Below are 16,492 nucleotides of genomic sequence, written 5' to 3'. Positions count from 1 at the left end.
ATGACAATCAACTCACTGGCCCGGCGCCTGATCGATCGATTCCAGCATGGCCTGCCGTTGTGCGCCGAGCCCTATCAAGCCATGGCCGAGGCCTTGGGCTGCAGCGAAACCCAGGTCATCGACTGCCTGCACCACCTGCACGTGGCCGGGACCTTATCGCGCGTCGGCCCGGTGTTCGAACACACCCGGGCCGGAGCCAGCACCCTCGCCGCCCTGGCCGTGCCCGAAGACCGCTTGCACCAGGTGGCGGCACGCGTCAGCCAATACCCGGAAGTCAATCACAACTATGCCCGGGAGCATCGCTACAACCTCTGGTTCGTACTGACTGGCCCCAATCGGCCCCACCTGGACAACATCCTCCAGGAACTGGAACACGACACCGGTCTCACGCCACTGGACCTGCCCATGCTCACCGCCTACCGCATCGACCTGGGCTTTGCCCTGGAGGCCACCCCATGAAAAACGCCCTGAGCGAGCAACAGTCACTGGCGCTGCGCCGTCTGCTGGAAACCGGCCTGCCCCTGACATCGCGGCCCTTCCAGGCCCTGGCCGAGCAGATCGAGGCCAGCGAGCCCGAGGTGCTCGAGCAGGTGCAGCGCTGGCACGAACAGGGCCTGTTCCGGCGCGTCGGCCTGGTGGTCAACCATCGCGCCCTGGGGTTTGCCGCCAACGCCATGCTGGTGCTGGACGTGCCGGACGCCTTGGTCGATGAAGTCGGTCGGCGCCTCGGCCAGGCCCCCGGCATCAACCTTTGCTACCAGCGCCCGCGGCGCCTGCCACAGTGGCAATACAACCTGTTCTGCATGATCCACGGTCGCCAGCGCGACCGCGTCGAAGCCCAGGTCCAGGCGCTGCTGGAAGAACACTTGCTGGACGACCTGCCCCATCAATTACTGTTCAGCACGCACCTGTTCAAGCAATGCGGCGCACGTTACGCCGCACCGGTCGGAGCCCGTATCGATGGATGACCTCGACCGCCGCCTGATCAATCGCCTGCAACTGGGCCTGCCGCTGGTCCGCCATCCTTGGCAAGCCCTGGCCCAGGAACTGGACAGCAGCAGCGCTGAATTGCTCGACCGCCTGCACGAACTGCTCAACGACGGCGTACTCACCCGCTTCGGCCCGATGTTCGACATCGACCGCCTGGGTGGCGCGTTCACCCTGGCGGCGCTGGCGGTGCCCGAACCGCGCTTCGAAGCCATTGCCGAGCTGCTCGCCGACATGCCCGAAGTGGCCCACAACTACCGCCGCGAGCACACCTGGAACATGTGGTTCGTGCTCGCCTGCCCCAGCGAACAGGCGATCGACGACACCCTGCGGCGCATCGAACACCTGACCGGCCTGGTGCCACTGAACCTGCCCAAAGAGGAGACCTACCATGTCGGCCTGTATTTCCCCGTCTGAGGTTGCGTGGCAAGCGCCACCACGGCTGGATGAAACGCCCTTGGCGTTGCGCCTGGTGGAACTGACCCAGGCCGGCCTGCCCTTGCTCGAAGACCCTTGGGCCTGGCTGGCCGAGCAACTGGGCTTGAGCGTGGAATCCACCCTCGACCTGCTCAAGCGCCTGCAGGCCGAAGGGGCGATCCGGCGGATCGCCGCCGTGCCCAATCACTACCGCCTGGGTTATCGCCACAACGGCATGACGGTCTGGGACGTGGCCGACGCCGACATCTCGCGCCTCGGCGCGCTGCTGGGGGCGCAGCCCTTCGTCAGCCACTGCTATCGGCGGCCGCGCCGGCCCGGCTGGCGCTACAACCTGTTCGCCATGGTCCACGGCCGCAGCCGCGAAGAAATCGACAGCTACCGCGAACACCTGCGCTACCTGCTGGGGGACGCCTGCGCCGCCGACGACATGCTGGTGAGCAGCCGCATCCTGAAGAAAACCGGCCTGCGCCTGACGCCTGTGGGAGCAAAGCTTGCTCGCGAAACAGGGGCGTCGGTTTTATGAAGGAGCGCATCGGCTTCATCGCGGGCAAGCCTTGCTCCCACCAACCCTTGCTCCCACAACGCGGGAGCAAGCCGCGCTGAACCCGCACGTCGATCGAAATCGAAGGAGCGCTTTATGTTGAGGATCAGCCACTACCTGCGAGCCCTGGCCGGGCAATGCCCTGCCCCACGCGTCGCGCCACCGGGCAAGCACCGCCCGCCGGTGGTGATCTGGAACCTGCTCAGGCGTTGCAACCTGACCTGCAAGCACTGCTATGCAACGTCGGCCGACAGCGTGTTTCGCGACGAACTGGACACCGCGGCGGCGCTCAAGGTCATCGATGACTTGCATGACGCCGGGGTGCGTGTGCTGATCCTGTCCGGCGGCGAACCGCTGCTGCGCGACGACCTGTTCCAACTCAGTGCCTATGCCCGCAGCAAGGGCTTTTTCCTGGCCCTATCCACCAACGGCACACTGATCGACGCCTCCAATATCCAACAGATTGCCGCGGCGAACTTCGATTACGTCGGCATCAGCATCGACGGCCTGGAAGCGACCCACGATGAGTTCCGCCAGCTCAAGGGCAGCTTCGCCAGCTCCATGGCGGCCATCCGGCTCTGCCGCGAGCAAGGCATCCGGGTCGGATTGCGCACCACCCTCACCCAGCACAACCACGCCCAGTTGCCGCGCTTGCTGGACTTGATGGATGAGTACGACGTACAGAAATTCTATCTGTCGCATCTGAACTACAGCGGCCGGGGCAAGCGCAGTCGCAAGCTCGATGCCCACCAGCAGATGGGTCGCGAGGCCATGACCCTGATCTTCGAGCGAGCCTGGCACGACATCGAACAGGGCCGCGACAGTGACTTCGTCAGCGGCAACAACGACGCCGATGCGATCCTGTTGCTGCAGTGGGTATCCCGGCGCATGCCCCAGCACTACGCCGCACTGGAGCAGATGCTGCGGGCCTGGGGCGGCAATGCGTCGGGCAGCGGCATCGCCAACATCGACAATACCGGCGAGGTCCACCCCGACACGTACTGGTGGCAGCATTCGGTGGGCAACGTGCGCCAGACGCCGTTCAAGACACTCTGGTCAGACCGCCCCGATACCCTGCTGCTGAAGCTGCGCGAACATCCACGGGCCGTGGGCGGCCGTTGTGGGCAATGCCGCTGGCTGGACATCTGCAACGGCAATACCCGCACCCGCGCCTGGGCCGACGGCGACCTGTGGGGCCAGGACCCCGGCTGCCACCTCAACGATGACGAAATTGGCCTGCACGCGATTCCCAGCGTTGCGATGCCCTGCGCCTGATAAACCGACGGCGAACCTGATGACGAACCAAGGAAGTCCCATGCCTGCCTCCATCGTTTTGCCCGCTGCCCTGCAATCACCCTTCAGACCGGGTGAAGTCGCCCTGGTCGGCGCCGGCCCCGGTGATCCGGGCCTGCTGACCTTGCGCGCCTGGAGCCTGTTGATGCAGGCCGACGCGGTGGTCTACGACCGCTTGATCAGCCCGCAACTGCTCAACCTGATCCCCCTGCCCTGCGCCCGGCACTACGTCGGCAAGGCCGCCGGCTGCCACAGCCTGCCCCAGCCACAAATCAACGAACTGCTGGCCGACCTGGCCGACCAGGGCCAACGGGTGGTGCGGCTCAAGGGCGGTGATCCGTTCATCTTCGGTCGCGGTGCCGAGGAGCTGGAGTATCTGCTGGCCCGGGGTATCGATTGCCAGGTGGTGCCCGGCATCACCGCCGCAGCCGGTTGCAGCACCTATGCCGGGATTCCCCTGACCCATCGCGACATGGTCAATTCCTGTCGTTTCATCACCGGTCATCTGCAACGCGAAGGCGACTTGAACCTGCCCTGGCAAAGCCTGGCGGATGACAGCCAGACCCTGGTGTTCTACATGGGCTTGTCGAACCTCGGCACCATCGCCACGCGGCTGATCGCAGCGGGCCTGGCGGCCGACACGCCGGCGGCCTTGATCAGCAACGGCACGCGACCCGACCAGCAGGTCCTGCGTGGCACCCTCCAGCAATTGCCGGAGATGGCACTGACGTGCGCCGAAGGCCTGCCGACCTTGACGGTGATCGGCAAGGTGGTCGGCCTGTTTGCCCATCAACTGCTGGAGCATCCGGCGCGCCTGCACCCGGGCATACCGCTCCAGCCCGGTATCGCGAGGGTGGCATCATGAGAATCGGCTGGCTTGCCCCGTTGCTGTGGATCGGTGCCGTCCACGCTGCCACGGCGCCTGAACCGGACCTGGCATTGGCCGAACGCAACTACCAGCAACACTGCCAGCAGTGCCACGGGGTCAATCGCATCGGCGCTGCCGGGCCGGCGCTGTTGCCCCAGAGCCTGAGCCGGATCAAGCCCGACGAGATTCGCCAGGTGATCGAGCATGGACGCCCGGCCAGCCAGATGGCGGCATTCGGCGCGGTGCTGGAGCCCGCGCAGATCGATGGCCTGACCCACTATCTCCAACGTCCGCCTGCCGTCGAACCGACCTGGAGCGAGGACGACACTCGCCGCAGCCATCGCCTGCTGGCGGATGTCGCCACCCTGCCCGACAAACCCCAGCATCACGCCGATCCGCTGAACCTGTTCGTGGTGGTGGAGGCTGGCGACCATCACGTCGATATCGTCGACGGGGATCGCTTCGAGGTCCTGGCGCGCTTCGCCTCACACTTCGCGCTACATGGCGGACCGAAATTTTCGCCGGACGGACGCTTCGTCTATTTCGCCTCCCGGGACGGCTGGATCAGTCTGTATGACTTGCACAACCTCACGCTCATCGCCGAGGTGCGGGCCGGGCTCAATACCCGCAACCTGGCGGTGAGCAAGGACGGGCGCTGGGTGCTGGTGGGCAACACCCTGCCGGGCAACGTGGTGGTGCTGGATGCCCGCGACCTGTCGCTGGTCAAGACGGTTGCAACGGTGGGGCTGGACGGCCAGGCCTCGCGGGTCAGTGCGGTCTATACCGCGCCGCCGCGCAACAGCTTCATCGTGGCCTTGAAGGACGTGAAGGAGGTCTGGGAGCTGTCCACCGGGCCGAACCCGGACTTCGTGCCCAGGCGGATCGAAGCCGAGGATTATCTCGACGACTTTTCCTTCTCGCCCGACTACCGGCAGTTGCTCGCCACCTCACGCAAGGCCCAGGGCGGCCAGGTGATCGACCTCGACAAAGGGCGGATCGTCACCGACATCGCGCTGCCAGGCATGCCGCACCTGGGCTCGGGGACCTATTGGAAACGCGATGGGCACTGGGTGTTCGCCACACCCAACATCAGCAAGGGGCTGATCTCGGTGATCGACTTCGACACCTGGAAAGTCATCAAGCAGATCCCCACCCTGGGGCCGGGTTTCTTCCTGCGCAGCCATGCCAACTCTCGTTACGCCTGGACCGATGTGTTCTTCGGCCTCGACAACGATGCCATCCACCTGATCGACAAACAGACCCTGGAAATCGCCCACACCCTGCGGCCCATGCCCGGCAAGACCGCCGCCCACGTCGAGTTCACCCGCGACGGGCGCTACTTGCTGCTGAGTATCTGGGACACCGATGGCGCGCTGATCGTCTACGACAGCAACACCCTCAAGGAAATCAAGCGCCTGCCCATGAACAAGCCTTCGGGCAAGTACAACGTCGGCAACAAGATCGAATTCGCCGAGGGGACATCCCACTGAAAAAAGGGGGCTGATGCGCAGCCCCAATATCAATCGACCCGAGGCACCAGGCCTCAGGGCTGCTGCGCAGCCCAGCGGGAGCAAGCGCCCTCGCCACAAAAGCGATCGGAGGGGTACATCAGTGAAACATCCTGTGGGAGCGAGCTTGCTCGCGATAGCGGCGGGTCAGTCAACATCCATGCCGACTGACTTGACCCCATCGCGAGCAAGCTAGCTCCCACAGGGTTATGTGCGCAGCCAGGGGGTCACCCTTACCAGGTGAGCACCGCACCTACCGCAAAGGTGTCGGTGTCTTCGTTCTGCGCACTGGTGTCGTGGCCGTTGATTTCGAACTGGTTGTACTCGGCCACGAGCTTGAGGTTGTCGTTGATATCGTGGAACAGCGCGATGCCCCGGGTTTCGTAATCGGCGCCACTGCCTACCACGCCGTTGCCGTCGTCATCGGTCTTGCCGTAGGACAGCGCCAGACGGTTCTTGCCCAGCTTGTACGAGCCCTGCAACAGGTAGCCCTTGCTGTCGACATTGCGCAGGGTGGCTTCGCCGGCGTTGTTGGTGAAGAACGGGTTGATGCCCTTGGCCTGGAACCCCGAACCGGTGAGCGACAACCCACCCATCTTCGCCTGCACGCCATACCCCAGGCCTTTGGAAGTTACCGACTCGACGGTGGAATCGGTGTTGTCCGAGGTCTGGTAGCTGCCGTTGAGCCAGCTGTAGATCTTCGCCCCGCCCAGGTCGAACTGGTAGGTGATCTCGCTCTCGGTGCGCGGGTTTTCCTGATAGGCCTTGCCGGTAGCGCTGTTGTCGTTGGTGTCCACCGGGTCCATGATCCCCACCGCCACCCGCAGCCCGTCCATCACGGGTGTGCGGTAGGTGATCTGCGAGGTCGGGAACGGGTACGGGTAACCGCTGCCGATGTTGCCGAACGACACGCCACCGCCGTCCACCAGCCCCAGGGTATCGCTGACCTGACCATAACCGGCGAGCAGTTCGTCCAGCAGGATGTTGGAGCGGGCAAACAGGCCGAAGTCCTTGCCGATCAGCACTTCGCCCCACTCCGGGTTGGCCACGGTGCCGTAGAACTGGCGCACGTCGATGGCGGTGTCGGTGCCATTGGTTTCACTGTCGTTGATGGTCACCCAGAACGAAGCCCGGGCGCCGAGCTTGAGGTCATCGACCTGCTTGCCCATGTTGAAGCCCAGGTAGTTGGGCAAAAAGCCCATCTTGACCCGCGCCTGCCGACGGTCGTACTGCTCACCCGCGCGGTCCACGTCGCTGTTGACGTAAAAGGCGTTGATGTAGCCGTCGGTGGAAAAAGTGGTCTGGTCCTTGTCGTACAGCATGATTTCAGCGTTGGCCCAAGACGTCAGGCCCAGACTGGAAAGACCGGCGATGACCGCAGGCAAAAAACGCAGGCAGGTATTTTTATTGTTGTGCATGGCGCGCTCCGCAACAGGGGACGGGATGTCGGAGGCGATTATCGAAAGGTGCCAGGGCGCGTCATACGCTGCCTTGGAGGCAATTGGCGAATGCTTTGGCAGCGCCGGCCCGGCGCGGCAGTTTGGGTGTAAGACGGCGAGGTCGAGGGGCGCGACAGCTTGGGTGTAAGACTGCCTTGCCGACGGGTGCGATACTTTGGGTGTGGGCCGGTTGTCCTGCTTATTGTGGGAGCGAGCTTGCTCGCGATGGCGACAGTGCATCCAACATCGATGCAAGCTGACTCACCGCTATCGCGAGCAAGCTCGCTCCCACAGGTTTGCACCGTGTAGCTTTTGTGGCGAGGGAGCTTGCTCCCGCTGGCCTGCGCAGCAGGCCCCCTCGCTATCAGCTCAGAACCTCGGCTTGACGGTCTTCCACTCCGGCCGGTAGCGCTGCATCTGCCGCACATCGTCGCGCTGACGGATACCGCAACTGAGAAACTGGTCATGCAGCTTGCCCAGCTGATCCCGGTCCAGTTCCAAGCCAAGGCCAGGCGCCCGGGTGATCTTCACGCAGCCGTCGACAATCGGCAGTTTGCCGCCCTTGATCACTTCTTCATCCGGCTCCTGCCACGGGTAATGGGTGTCGCAGGCGTAGTCCAGGTTCGGCACCGCGGCCGCCACGTGGGCCATGGCCATGAGGCTGATGCCCAAGTGCGAGTTCGAATGCATCGATACGCCCAGGCCGAAGGTGCTGCACATTTTCGCCAGGGCCTGGGTATCCCGCAGACCACCCCAGTAATGGTGGTCGGCCAAGACGATCTGCACGCTGTCCAGGGCCACGCTGCGGCGGAACTCATCGAAATCGGTGACCACCATATTGGTCGCCAGCGGCAGCCCCGTGCGCTTGTGCAGCTCGGCCATGCCTTCCAGCCCTGGCGTCGGGTCTTCGTAATACTGCAGGTCATCCCCCAGCAGCTCGGCCATGCGAATCGAGGTTTCCAGGGACCAGTTGGCATTGGGATCGATGCGCAACGGGTAGCCGGGAAAGGCCTGTTTCAGCGCCTTGATGCACGCCACTTCATGTTCCGGATCGAGGGCGCCGGCCTTGAGCTTGATGCTCTTGAAGCCGTAGTCCTGGATCATCCGCCGGGCCTGGGCGACGATCTGCTGTTCGTTGAGCGCCTCGCCCCAACTGTCGGGCGGGTACGGCGAATCGATGTGCTCGGCGTACTTGAAAAACAGGTAGGCACTGAACGGGATCTCATCGCGAATCGCGCCGCCCAGCAGGTCCACCAGCGGCACGTTCAGGTAATGGGCCTGCAAATCCAGGCAGGCCACTTCGAACGCCGAGTAGGCATTGCTCACCGCCTTGCTCGCATGGGAGCCCGGTGCCAGTTCGGCACCGGCAACGCTGGCCGGTTTCTGCGCGGCGACGGTCGCCTGGACAATGGCCCGCAACTGATTGAGGTTGAACGGGTCCAGGCCGATCAACTGGCTCTGCAACTGCTGCTGGATTGCCAGGGCCGGGGCATCGCCGTAGCTCTCCCCCAAGCCTATGTAACCGTTGTCGCTCTCGATCTCGATAATCGAGCGCAGCGCGAACGGCTCATGGATACCGCTGGCGTTGAGCAAGGGTGGATCGCGAAAAGCGATGGGTGTCACGGTGACGCGTTTGATCTTCATACAGCGGCTCCCGATGGGCCAGGTTTCAAGGCTTGCGATTTTTCCAGCTGATTCGCTTCGGCAACGGTTTCGGGCCGACCGGACAGTGAGTTCGGGGTGTCGCGCTTCGGCGCGGTGCGGGCGAAAAAGATCACCACGGCGGCGACAAGCGAGGTCGCGGCCAGCCCATACAGGCCGCCCTCGATGGAGCCCGTGGTCTGTTCCAGGAAACCGAAAGCCGTGGGCGCGACGAAGCCGCCGAGGTTGCCGATGGAGTTGATCAAGGCGATCACCGCCGCCGCGACACGGGCATCCAGGTAACTTTGGGGAATCGGCCAGAACAACGCCGAGGCCGCCTTGAAACCGATGGCCGCGAAACAGATCGCCACGAAGGCAAAGATCGGCCCGCCAGTGGTGGACATGAACATGCCGAACGCAGCGATCACCAGCGTCACCGCGACCCAGGCCTGCTGGAATTTCCATTTGCCGGCCAGGGCGGCAAAGCCGTACATCGCGACGATGGAAATGATCCACGGAATGGAATTGAGCAAACCGACCTGGAAGTCCCCCAGCCCCCCCATTTTCTTGATCATGCTCGGTAGCCAGAACGTGGCGCCGTAGATGGTCAGAGCGATGGAAAAGTAGATGAAACAGAACAGCGCGATCTGTCGGTCGGCCAACAACTTGAACATCGACGGCTTGATCACTTGCGCGGCCTCCCGGGCCCGCTGCTCTTCGGCGATGGCGGCGATCAATACGGCTTTCTCTTCAGCCGTCAGCCATTTGGCCTGGCTCGGGTGCGATTGCAGCCAGAACCAGACAAACCCGCACAGCACGATGGAGGCAAAACCTTCGATCAGGAACATCCATTGCCAGCCATGCAGGCCCATCCCGCTGATGTGCAGCAAGGCGCCAGACACCGGGCCGGAAATCACCGAGGCGATGGCCGAACCACTGAGAAAGATCGCCATCGCCTTGCCGCGCTCGTTGGCAGGCAGCCATTGGGTGAAGTAGTAGATGATGCCGGGAAAGAAGCCCGCCTCCGCGGCGCCGAGAATGAAGCGCAGCACATAGAAGCTGGTTTCACCTTGCACAAAGGCCATGGCCATCGCCGCCGCGCCCCAGGTGAACATGATGCGCGTCAGCCAGGCCCGCGCGCCGTAGCGTTGCAACAGCATGTTGGACGGGACTTCGAACAGCGCGTAGCCGACAAAGAACAACCCGGCGCCAAGCCCATAGGCGGCAGCGCCGATGCCCAGGTCGGTTTCCAGGTGACTGCGCACGAAACCGATGTTGACCCGGTCGATGTAGTTGACGATGAACATCACCACCACCAACGGCAGTACATGACGTTTGACCTTGGCCGCCGCGAGCGCCAGGGTGCTGTCATGGGTGGAGTCCGTTACGTTATTCAAGGGGTGCCTCCCGATCATTGTTTTTGTGGGGAACGGGACGATGATGGACGCGGTGGATTGTTCCCGTCTAATCTAACTTGGCACTTGATTGATACCTGGATTGAATCAATGTTTGAACTGGCCCAGTTGCGCTGCTTCACCACCGTGGCGACCGAACTCAACTTCCGTCGCGCCGCCGAACGCCTGAACATGACCCAGCCACCGCTGAGCCGGCAGATCCAATTGCTGGAACATCACCTGGGCGTCGAACTGTTCACCCGCAGCACCCGCAGCGTGGCACTCACCGCCGCCGGCCGGGCGTTTTTCATCGAAGCGCAGAACCTGTTGGAACAGGCACAACAAGCCGCCGTGGCGGCCCGGCGTTTCGCCCAGGGCGACATCGGTTCGGTGACCATCAGCTTCGTCGGCAGCGCGGTGTACGAGTTCTTGCCCAAAGTGATTGCCGAGGCCCGGCTGAAACAGCCCCAAGTCAAAATCGTCCTGGCGGAGATGAACACCTACCAGCAGCACGAAGCCCTGCGTGCCCGGCGCATCGACCTGGGCATCGTCCGCTCGCCGCTGCTGGAAACCGGCTATGCCACCGAGTGCCTGGTGCGCGAGCCCTTCGTGCTGGCGGTACCCGCCGGACATCCCCTGGCGACTGCCGACACGGTGAGCGTCCAGGACCTGGACGCCCAGCCGTTCCTCATGTACTCGCACTCCGCCTACCCGCCCTTCAACGAACTGCTCACCGGCATGCTCCGCTCGGCCCGGGTCGCGCCACAATTCGTCCAATGGTTGGGATCGTCGCTGACGATCCTGGCCCTGGTCAACGCCGGCATGGGCCTGGCCTTGGTACCGCGGTGCGCCACCAGCGTGGTGTTCAAGCAGGTGGTGTTTCGTGAGATCGACCTGGGCGAAGGGGTCCAGAGCGAGTTGCACCTGGTGTGGCGCGAGGACAACGATAATCCGGCGTTTACCATGTTGCTGGAGGGGATTCGTGGGGCGGTGCGCGAAGGGTTGTGAATGCGCCATCACGGCTAAAGAGTCTCCTGTGGCGAGGGAGCTTGCTCCCGCTGGGCTGCGAAGCAGCCCCTGGAATGGGTGCCGAGGCGTGTCAGGTTCATTGAGTTGTTTTTTTGGGGCTGCTGCGCAGCCCAGCGGGAGCAAGCTCCCTCGCCACATTGTTGTCGATCCCCCGAGGTGCTTTTGACCAGGCCAGGTTGATTTCGCACATTGCCCAACGACTCGGCTATTCCCGTTATCTTCGACAAGTTGTACGATGACAGACGAGAGCGACCAAGCCCTCATACGCTCCGGATACCTACAACAACAAGGAAATCCCCATGAAAAAAGCGACATTGATCGTCAGCTTCTTGTGCCTGTTCAGCGGTTACGCAGCGGCAGCCACGTCATCGGCCGAGCAGGAAGTGGCCCAGGCCGTCGACCACCTGACCCAGGCCATGCTGCATAAAGACATCCCCCAACTCCAGGCCCTGGCCGCCGAGAACCTCACCTACGGGCACTCCAGCGGCAACATCCAGGATAAGAAAGCCTTCATCGCCGACATCGAAACGGGCAAGAGCGCATTCAAGACCCTGGAAATGCAGAACCAGAAAATCACCTTGTCCGGGGACACTGCGCTGGTGCGCAATCACTTCTCGGCACAGGCGCTCAAAGGCACGGAAGTGGTGCCAACGGAAATCGAGAACTTCCAGATCTGGCAGAAGCAGAAAGATGGCAAGTGGCTGTTGATCGGCCGTCAGGCGTTTCGGTTCTGATCGCTGGCTGAACGCAAAACTGATGTGATTCATTGTGGGGAGGGGGTTTTGTCAGGCTCCGGACCAGTGCTGCCGGTACTCCAACAGGAAGTCCACGAAGGCACGCACCCGTTGCGGCACATACCGGCCATGGGGATACAGCAAGGTAAACGGACGCGAGCGCCCCGAAAAAGGCGCAAGTACCTCCACCAATTGCCCATTGGCCAGCTCCTGCTCCACGATGAATTTGTAGGTCTGGAACAAGCCGGCGCCATGTTTGGCCAGCGTCACGCCGCCGAGCACATCGTCGGAACAGCAATACCCTCCTTCGCCGAACACCTCCTTTTCCTTGCCCTCGACATTGAACAACCAGGATATCCGTCGTCCGCTGCTGGGCAATTCGAACTGGATGCACTCGTGGTCGTCCAGGTCTTCAAGAACCTGCGGCGTGCCGGCCTTGCGCAGGTAATCCGGGGAGGCGACCACCACCAGTTTCGCGTCTTCCAGCAGCCGGGCGATCATCGATGAGTCCGGCTGGGCCCGTACCCGGATGGCGAGGTCATAACCTTCGGCAACGAAATCGATGTTTCGATTGCTCAGGTGCAGGTCCACGCTGACCTGCGGGTACAGCGCCCGAAAAGCCGGGAGCAAGGGCAGGATGCGGTGATGACCGTAGGTGGTGGGCAAGCTGATGCGCAGTTGCCCGGACGGCACCGATTGCGCGCCCATCATTTCCTGTTGCGCCTCGACCAATTGCGTCAGCGCTTGTCGACATTGTTCGAAATAGGTCTTGCCGGCTTCGGTCAGGCGGATGCTGCGGGTGGTGCGCACGAAAAGCCGTGAGCCCAGGCGCTCTTCCAGGCGAAAGATCGAGCGGCTCACCGCCGCCGGGGTAACCCCCGCCAACTGCGCCGCGGCCGTGAAACTGCCCGCCTCCGCCGCGAGGCAGAACAGTTCTATGCTACCCAACTGCAGGTCTTCGAAATGCCGCTTCATGATTCGTTACACCGCGTATCAACTGAAGTTTCCAAAGGCCTGTTTATCAGCCCGTGGCGTATAAATACAGTGGCCTTGCAACACGCGGGCGTTGTCCTGCGTCCATTTCCCATCAGCTGGAGTGCAACATGCCTTTCGTCAATGTGCGAATTACCCGAGATGGCGTCACCCGTGAACAGAAAACCCAGGTGATTGCCGAAATCACCGAAACCCTCCAGCGCGTGCTGGGCAAGGACCCTCACTTGACCCATATCGTGATCGAGGAAGTGGATACGGATAACTGGGGTTATGCGGGGATGACGACCACCGAGTATCGAAGTCTTCCCAAGGAATAATCTCCCACCCTTGCGAGCCCGGTCCGATTGACCGGGCTTTTTTCTGCCTGCCAATCCGACAACCCAACAACACTGTGGGAGCGAGCTTGCTCGCGATGGCGGCGTGTCAGTCAACATCACTCCCGACCGACCTGACGCTATCGCGAGCAAGCTCGCTCCCACAGGGGTTATGTGCTGCCCTTGCCATTGATTACATGAAGTATCAACTCAAGTACCAGAAGCCTTATTTATCAAACCCTGAGGCATCAATACCCTGATCTCAACCACCGCCATACAGGCGCATCGGTTCCATTCAATGATCAGGAGTCAATCATGAGCCTCAACAAAACCGTCATCATCACCGGCGCTTCCAGCGGGATCGGCCTGGGTTTGGTCAAGGCGTTCCTGGCCCGGGGGTATAACGTGGTGGGCAATGCCCGCTCTCAGTCCGGGCTGGACGCTGCCGCCGCCCAGCTCGGCCACCCGGCCGGTTTCATGGCCGTGGCCGGCGACATCGCTGACCCGGCCACTTCAACCGCCCTCATCGCCCAAGCTGTCGAGGCGTTTGGCGCCGTTGACGGGCTGGTGAACAACGCCGGTTTCTTCCTGCCGAAACCCTTCGTCGAATACAGCCCCCAGGACCTGGACGCGCTGCTGGACACCAACCTCAAGGGCCTCGTCTACGCCAGCCAGGCCGCAGCGGCGCACATGATCGGGCGCCAGCGCGGCTTCATCATCAACATTTCAGCCGCCGTGGCGCTGCAACCGAACATCCAGGTGCCGGCTGCGCTGCCCGTGTTGATCAAGGGCGGCGTCAACCAGATGACCCGTGCGCTGGCCCTGGAACTGTCGCCCCACAACATCAAGGTCAACGCGGTCGCCCCCGGCATCATCGACACACCCATGCATGACCCGGCGCACCGCGACTTCCTCGACAACCTGGCCCCGGCCGGTCGCGTGGGCACCATCGAGGAAATTGCCGAGGCCGTGTTGTACCTGGCGGGCGCTGATTTCACGACTGGCGCGATACTGCCGGTGGACGGCGGGATGAGCACCGGTAAGTGGTAGGAAAAAACTGTGGGAGCGAGCTTGCTCGCGATGGCGTCAGGTCAGTCGGGATTGATGTTGACTGACACACCGCCATCGCGAGCAAGCTCGCTCCCACTTGGACTGCGACTGCCCGCGGCCTCAAAGGGTGTAGGAAATCCCAGCCTGTACCGTCCGCGGCGCACCTGGATAAGCATAGACCCCACCGAATGCACCCTCTTCGTAGTCGGCGTCAAACAGGTTCTTCAGGTCCAGGTTGAGGCGGATTCGCTCGTTGACCTTGTAGTAACCGAGCAAGTCCACGACGGTGTAGCTGTCCATGGTAAAGGTGCTGGCCGCGGTATTGCCGGCCCGCTCATCGACGTACTTGGCACCTACGCCAAGACCGAGGCCCTTGAGGCCACCGTCCTGGAACTCGTAGACGTTCAACAGGCTGAAGGTGTTCTTGGGCACGTTGAGCAAGCGGGTGCCGGACGGGATGCTGATGTCCTTGGTCACTTCGGCATCTACATAGGCATAGCCACCGATCACCCGCCATTGCGGCGTCAGGTTGCCCGCCACGTTCAGGTCAAAGCCACGGCTGCGCACTTCGCCAGCAGCCACGTTGAATGTTGCATCCTGTGGGTCGGGCGTGAGGACGTTGCGCTTTTCAATCTGGTAGATCGCCGCGTCGACGCTCAACTGGCGATCCAGCGCTTCCCACTTGACACCCATTTCGTAGGACTTGCCTTCTTCCGGCTTGAACCCTCCACCCTGGAGTCTGGCACCGGTGTTGGGCTTGAACGAGCGTGCGGTATTGGCATAGACCGCCACGGTGTCAGTCAGGTCGTAGATCATACCCAGGCGTGGGGTGACGGCACTGTCGGTGACGTCCCAGTTCCGACTACCAGGCGGGTTCTGGGGGACGAAACTCTCATACTGATGCTCGAATCGCTCGAAACGCGCCCCCGCCAACAACTTCAAACGCTCCGTCAGCGCCACCTGATCCTGGACGAACACGCCAAACGTCTTGAGGTTTTCCTGGTCATCGGTGGGCGTGCGCGTCAATGCCGGGCGTGGCTGGCCATACACCGGGTCGAAGATATCGATCGGGTAGGCACCGGTGCCCGCGGCGGAACGCTGGATGATGGACTGGTAGTCGTAGTTTTCATACTCGATGCCCGTCAACAACGTGTGCTCGAACCCGCCGGTGGAAAAATGCCCGGTGAGGTTGAGTTGGGTGTCACGGTCGGTCCACTCCAATTTGCGGTAGTTGAAGTTGCGCCCCAGGGTGCGGCCATCGGCGGCGATGCCGTTGCCTTCGACGGCATTGCCCTGCAGGGTGCCGTCGAGCCACTGGGTACCGCCAGCCAGGGTCCAGTCGTCGTTGAGCATGTGCTCGAAGCGCACCTGCAGCATGTTGTTGTCGTTGTGCAGCTTGCCGGCGTCTTTTTCGCCGAAGAACGTATCGCGCGAGGCGGTGCCACGCTGGCCGGCGTAATGGGTCAAGCCACGGTCCAGCGGATGGTTGTTGCGCATGAAATCGCCTTCGAAGGTCAGGCGCGTGGTGTCGTTGACCTGCCAGGAGACCACCGGCGCGACGCCGTAGCGTTCGGTCTCGACGTGGTCGCGGAACGTATCGCCGCCCTCGCCGATCACGTTCAGGCGATAAGCCAGGCGCCCTTCTTCGTCCAATGGGCCGGACGCATCCAGCGTACCGCGACGCATCCCCTGGTCGCTGACCTGGCTGCCCAGGGTCACCGTGCGCTCGGCCAACGGCTGCTTGGACACCACGTTGAAGGTACCGCCCGGATCGCCACGGCCATAGAGCATGGTGGCCGGGCCACGCAGGACTTCCAGCCGCTCGATGGTGTTGGCGTCCGGCATGTTCGGGTAGCCACGGTTGATCGGGAAACCGTTGCGGTAGAACTCCCCGGTGGTGAAACCGCGAACAGTAAAAGTGGTCAGGCCCTGGCCGCCAAAGTTGTTGGCCCGGCCTACGCCGCCGGCGTAATCGAGGGCATCTTGCAGGCGCGTGGCGCCAAGGTCTTCGACCACGTCGCGGGACACCACGGAAATGGATTGCGGGGTTTCATGGATCGCCGTGTCGGTACGGGTGGCACTGGCCGAACGGGTGGCGTGATAGCCCTTCACCGGTCCCTGTGCTGATTCATAGTCGGCGTTACCGACGATATCCGTGGCTTGCAACTCAAGGGAGGCCGGCTTGGCTGGGACTGGCTGTTCGGCCCAGGTGGAAACGGAGTAAGCCTGGAGCACACACAGTGAAACGAGAATCCGACGCATC

General features: G+C 62.7%; 16 protein-coding genes. 11 read left to right on the top strand and 5 right to left on the bottom strand.

All coding sequences use genetic code 11. The features are described 5' to 3' along the window. From AO356_RS25080 to AO356_RS25050, 7 genes are all read left to right on the top strand, one after another. Positions 1–459 (top strand): Lrp/AsnC family transcriptional regulator, encoded by a 459-nt coding sequence (locus tag AO356_RS25080; RefSeq protein WP_060742072.1) that lies wholly within the window; start codon positions 1–3, stop codon positions 457–459. Then, complete coding sequence (locus AO356_RS25075) at positions 456–968, top strand: Lrp/AsnC family transcriptional regulator (protein ID WP_060742071.1); 513 nt, start codon at positions 456–458, stop codon at positions 966–968. The genes AO356_RS25080 and AO356_RS25075 overlap by 4 nt, the downstream gene beginning before the upstream one ends. Further along, positions 961–1,404, top strand: coding sequence for an Lrp/AsnC family transcriptional regulator (locus AO356_RS25070; RefSeq protein ID WP_060742070.1), 444 nt, complete (start codon positions 961–963; stop codon positions 1,402–1,404). Before AO356_RS25075 ends, AO356_RS25070 begins: the two co-directional genes overlap by 8 nt. Next, entirely contained in the window at positions 1,379–1,948 is a 570-nt protein-coding gene (locus tag AO356_RS25065) for an Lrp/AsnC family transcriptional regulator (RefSeq protein ID WP_060742069.1), read from the top strand. Before AO356_RS25070 ends, AO356_RS25065 begins: the two co-directional genes overlap by 26 nt. A gap of 114 nt (positions 1,949–2,062) precedes the next feature. Continuing rightward, positions 2,063–3,241 (top strand): heme d1 biosynthesis radical SAM protein NirJ, encoded by a 1,179-nt coding sequence (gene nirJ / locus AO356_RS25060; RefSeq protein ID WP_060742068.1) that lies wholly within the window; start codon positions 2,063–2,065, stop codon positions 3,239–3,241. 40 nt (positions 3,242–3,281) lie between these two features. After that, the gene (cobA, locus tag AO356_RS25055) at positions 3,282–4,124 is read left to right on the top strand and encodes a uroporphyrinogen-III C-methyltransferase (RefSeq protein WP_060742067.1); all 843 of its coding nucleotides are present in this window, start codon (positions 3,282–3,284) and stop codon (positions 4,122–4,124) included. After that, the gene (locus AO356_RS25050) at positions 4,121–5,617 is read left to right on the top strand and encodes a nitrite reductase (RefSeq protein WP_060742066.1); all 1,497 of its coding nucleotides are present in this window, start codon (positions 4,121–4,123) and stop codon (positions 5,615–5,617) included. The genes cobA and AO356_RS25050 overlap by 4 nt, the downstream gene beginning before the upstream one ends. A gap of 251 nt (positions 5,618–5,868) precedes the next feature. Here AO356_RS25050 and AO356_RS25045 read toward each other — a convergent pair whose 3' ends face one another. The 3 genes from AO356_RS25045 to AO356_RS25035 form a co-directional block, all read right to left on the bottom strand. Further along, a complete protein-coding gene (locus AO356_RS25045) occupies positions 5,869–7,053 on the bottom strand; it encodes a porin (protein WP_060742065.1) in 1,185 nt (394 codons plus the stop codon). 390 nt (positions 7,054–7,443) lie between these two features. Further along, complete coding sequence (locus AO356_RS25040) at positions 7,444–8,718, bottom strand: glucarate dehydratase family protein (protein WP_060742064.1); 1,275 nt, start codon at positions 8,716–8,718, stop codon at positions 7,444–7,446. Beyond that, the gene (locus AO356_RS25035; RefSeq protein ID WP_060742063.1) at positions 8,715–10,130 is read right to left on the bottom strand and encodes an MFS transporter; all 1,416 of its coding nucleotides are present in this window, start codon (positions 10,128–10,130) and stop codon (positions 8,715–8,717) included. Before AO356_RS25035 ends, AO356_RS25040 begins: the two co-directional genes overlap by 4 nt. A gap of 90 nt (positions 10,131–10,220) precedes the next feature. On the opposite strand from AO356_RS25035, the gene AO356_RS25030 reads away from it, so the two are divergent. Then, positions 10,221–11,117: a LysR substrate-binding domain-containing protein gene (locus AO356_RS25030; RefSeq protein ID WP_060742062.1), complete on the top strand. Its 897-nt coding sequence runs from the start codon at positions 10,221–10,223 to the stop codon at positions 11,115–11,117. A 320-nt stretch (positions 11,118–11,437) separates the two neighbouring features. Further along, positions 11,438–11,872, top strand: a complete 435-nt coding sequence (locus AO356_RS25025; protein ID WP_060742061.1) for a nuclear transport factor 2 family protein — start codon at positions 11,438–11,440, stop codon at positions 11,870–11,872. Between the two features lie 51 nt (positions 11,873–11,923). Here the strand turns inward: AO356_RS25025 and AO356_RS25020 are convergent, their stop codons facing one another. Continuing rightward, positions 11,924–12,847, bottom strand: a complete 924-nt coding sequence (locus tag AO356_RS25020) for a LysR family transcriptional regulator (protein WP_060742060.1) — start codon at positions 12,845–12,847, stop codon at positions 11,924–11,926. A 128-nt stretch (positions 12,848–12,975) separates the two neighbouring features. Here AO356_RS25020 and AO356_RS25015 point away from each other — a divergent pair, with 128 nt between their 5' ends. Both AO356_RS25015 and AO356_RS25010 read left to right on the top strand, forming a co-directional pair. Continuing rightward, entirely contained in the window at positions 12,976–13,182 is a 207-nt protein-coding gene (locus AO356_RS25015) for a tautomerase family protein (RefSeq protein WP_060742059.1), read from the top strand. A 312-nt stretch (positions 13,183–13,494) separates the two neighbouring features. Then, entirely contained in the window at positions 13,495–14,229 is a 735-nt protein-coding gene (locus AO356_RS25010; RefSeq protein WP_060742058.1) for an SDR family NAD(P)-dependent oxidoreductase, read from the top strand. A 120-nt stretch (positions 14,230–14,349) separates the two neighbouring features. Here AO356_RS25010 and AO356_RS25005 read toward each other — a convergent pair whose 3' ends face one another. After that, complete coding sequence (locus AO356_RS25005) at positions 14,350–16,491, bottom strand: TonB-dependent siderophore receptor (protein WP_060742057.1); 2,142 nt, start codon at positions 16,489–16,491, stop codon at positions 14,350–14,352. Position 16,492: the final 1 nt, after the last annotated feature.

The sequence above is a fragment of the Pseudomonas fluorescens genome (assembly GCF_001307275.1).
In the GTDB taxonomy this organism is placed as follows: Bacteria; Pseudomonadota; Gammaproteobacteria; order Pseudomonadales; family Pseudomonadaceae; genus Aquipseudomonas; species Aquipseudomonas fluorescens_AA.
The sequence above is the reverse complement of the archived record's forward strand: the minus strand, read 5'-3'. Positions and strand labels throughout refer to the sequence as shown.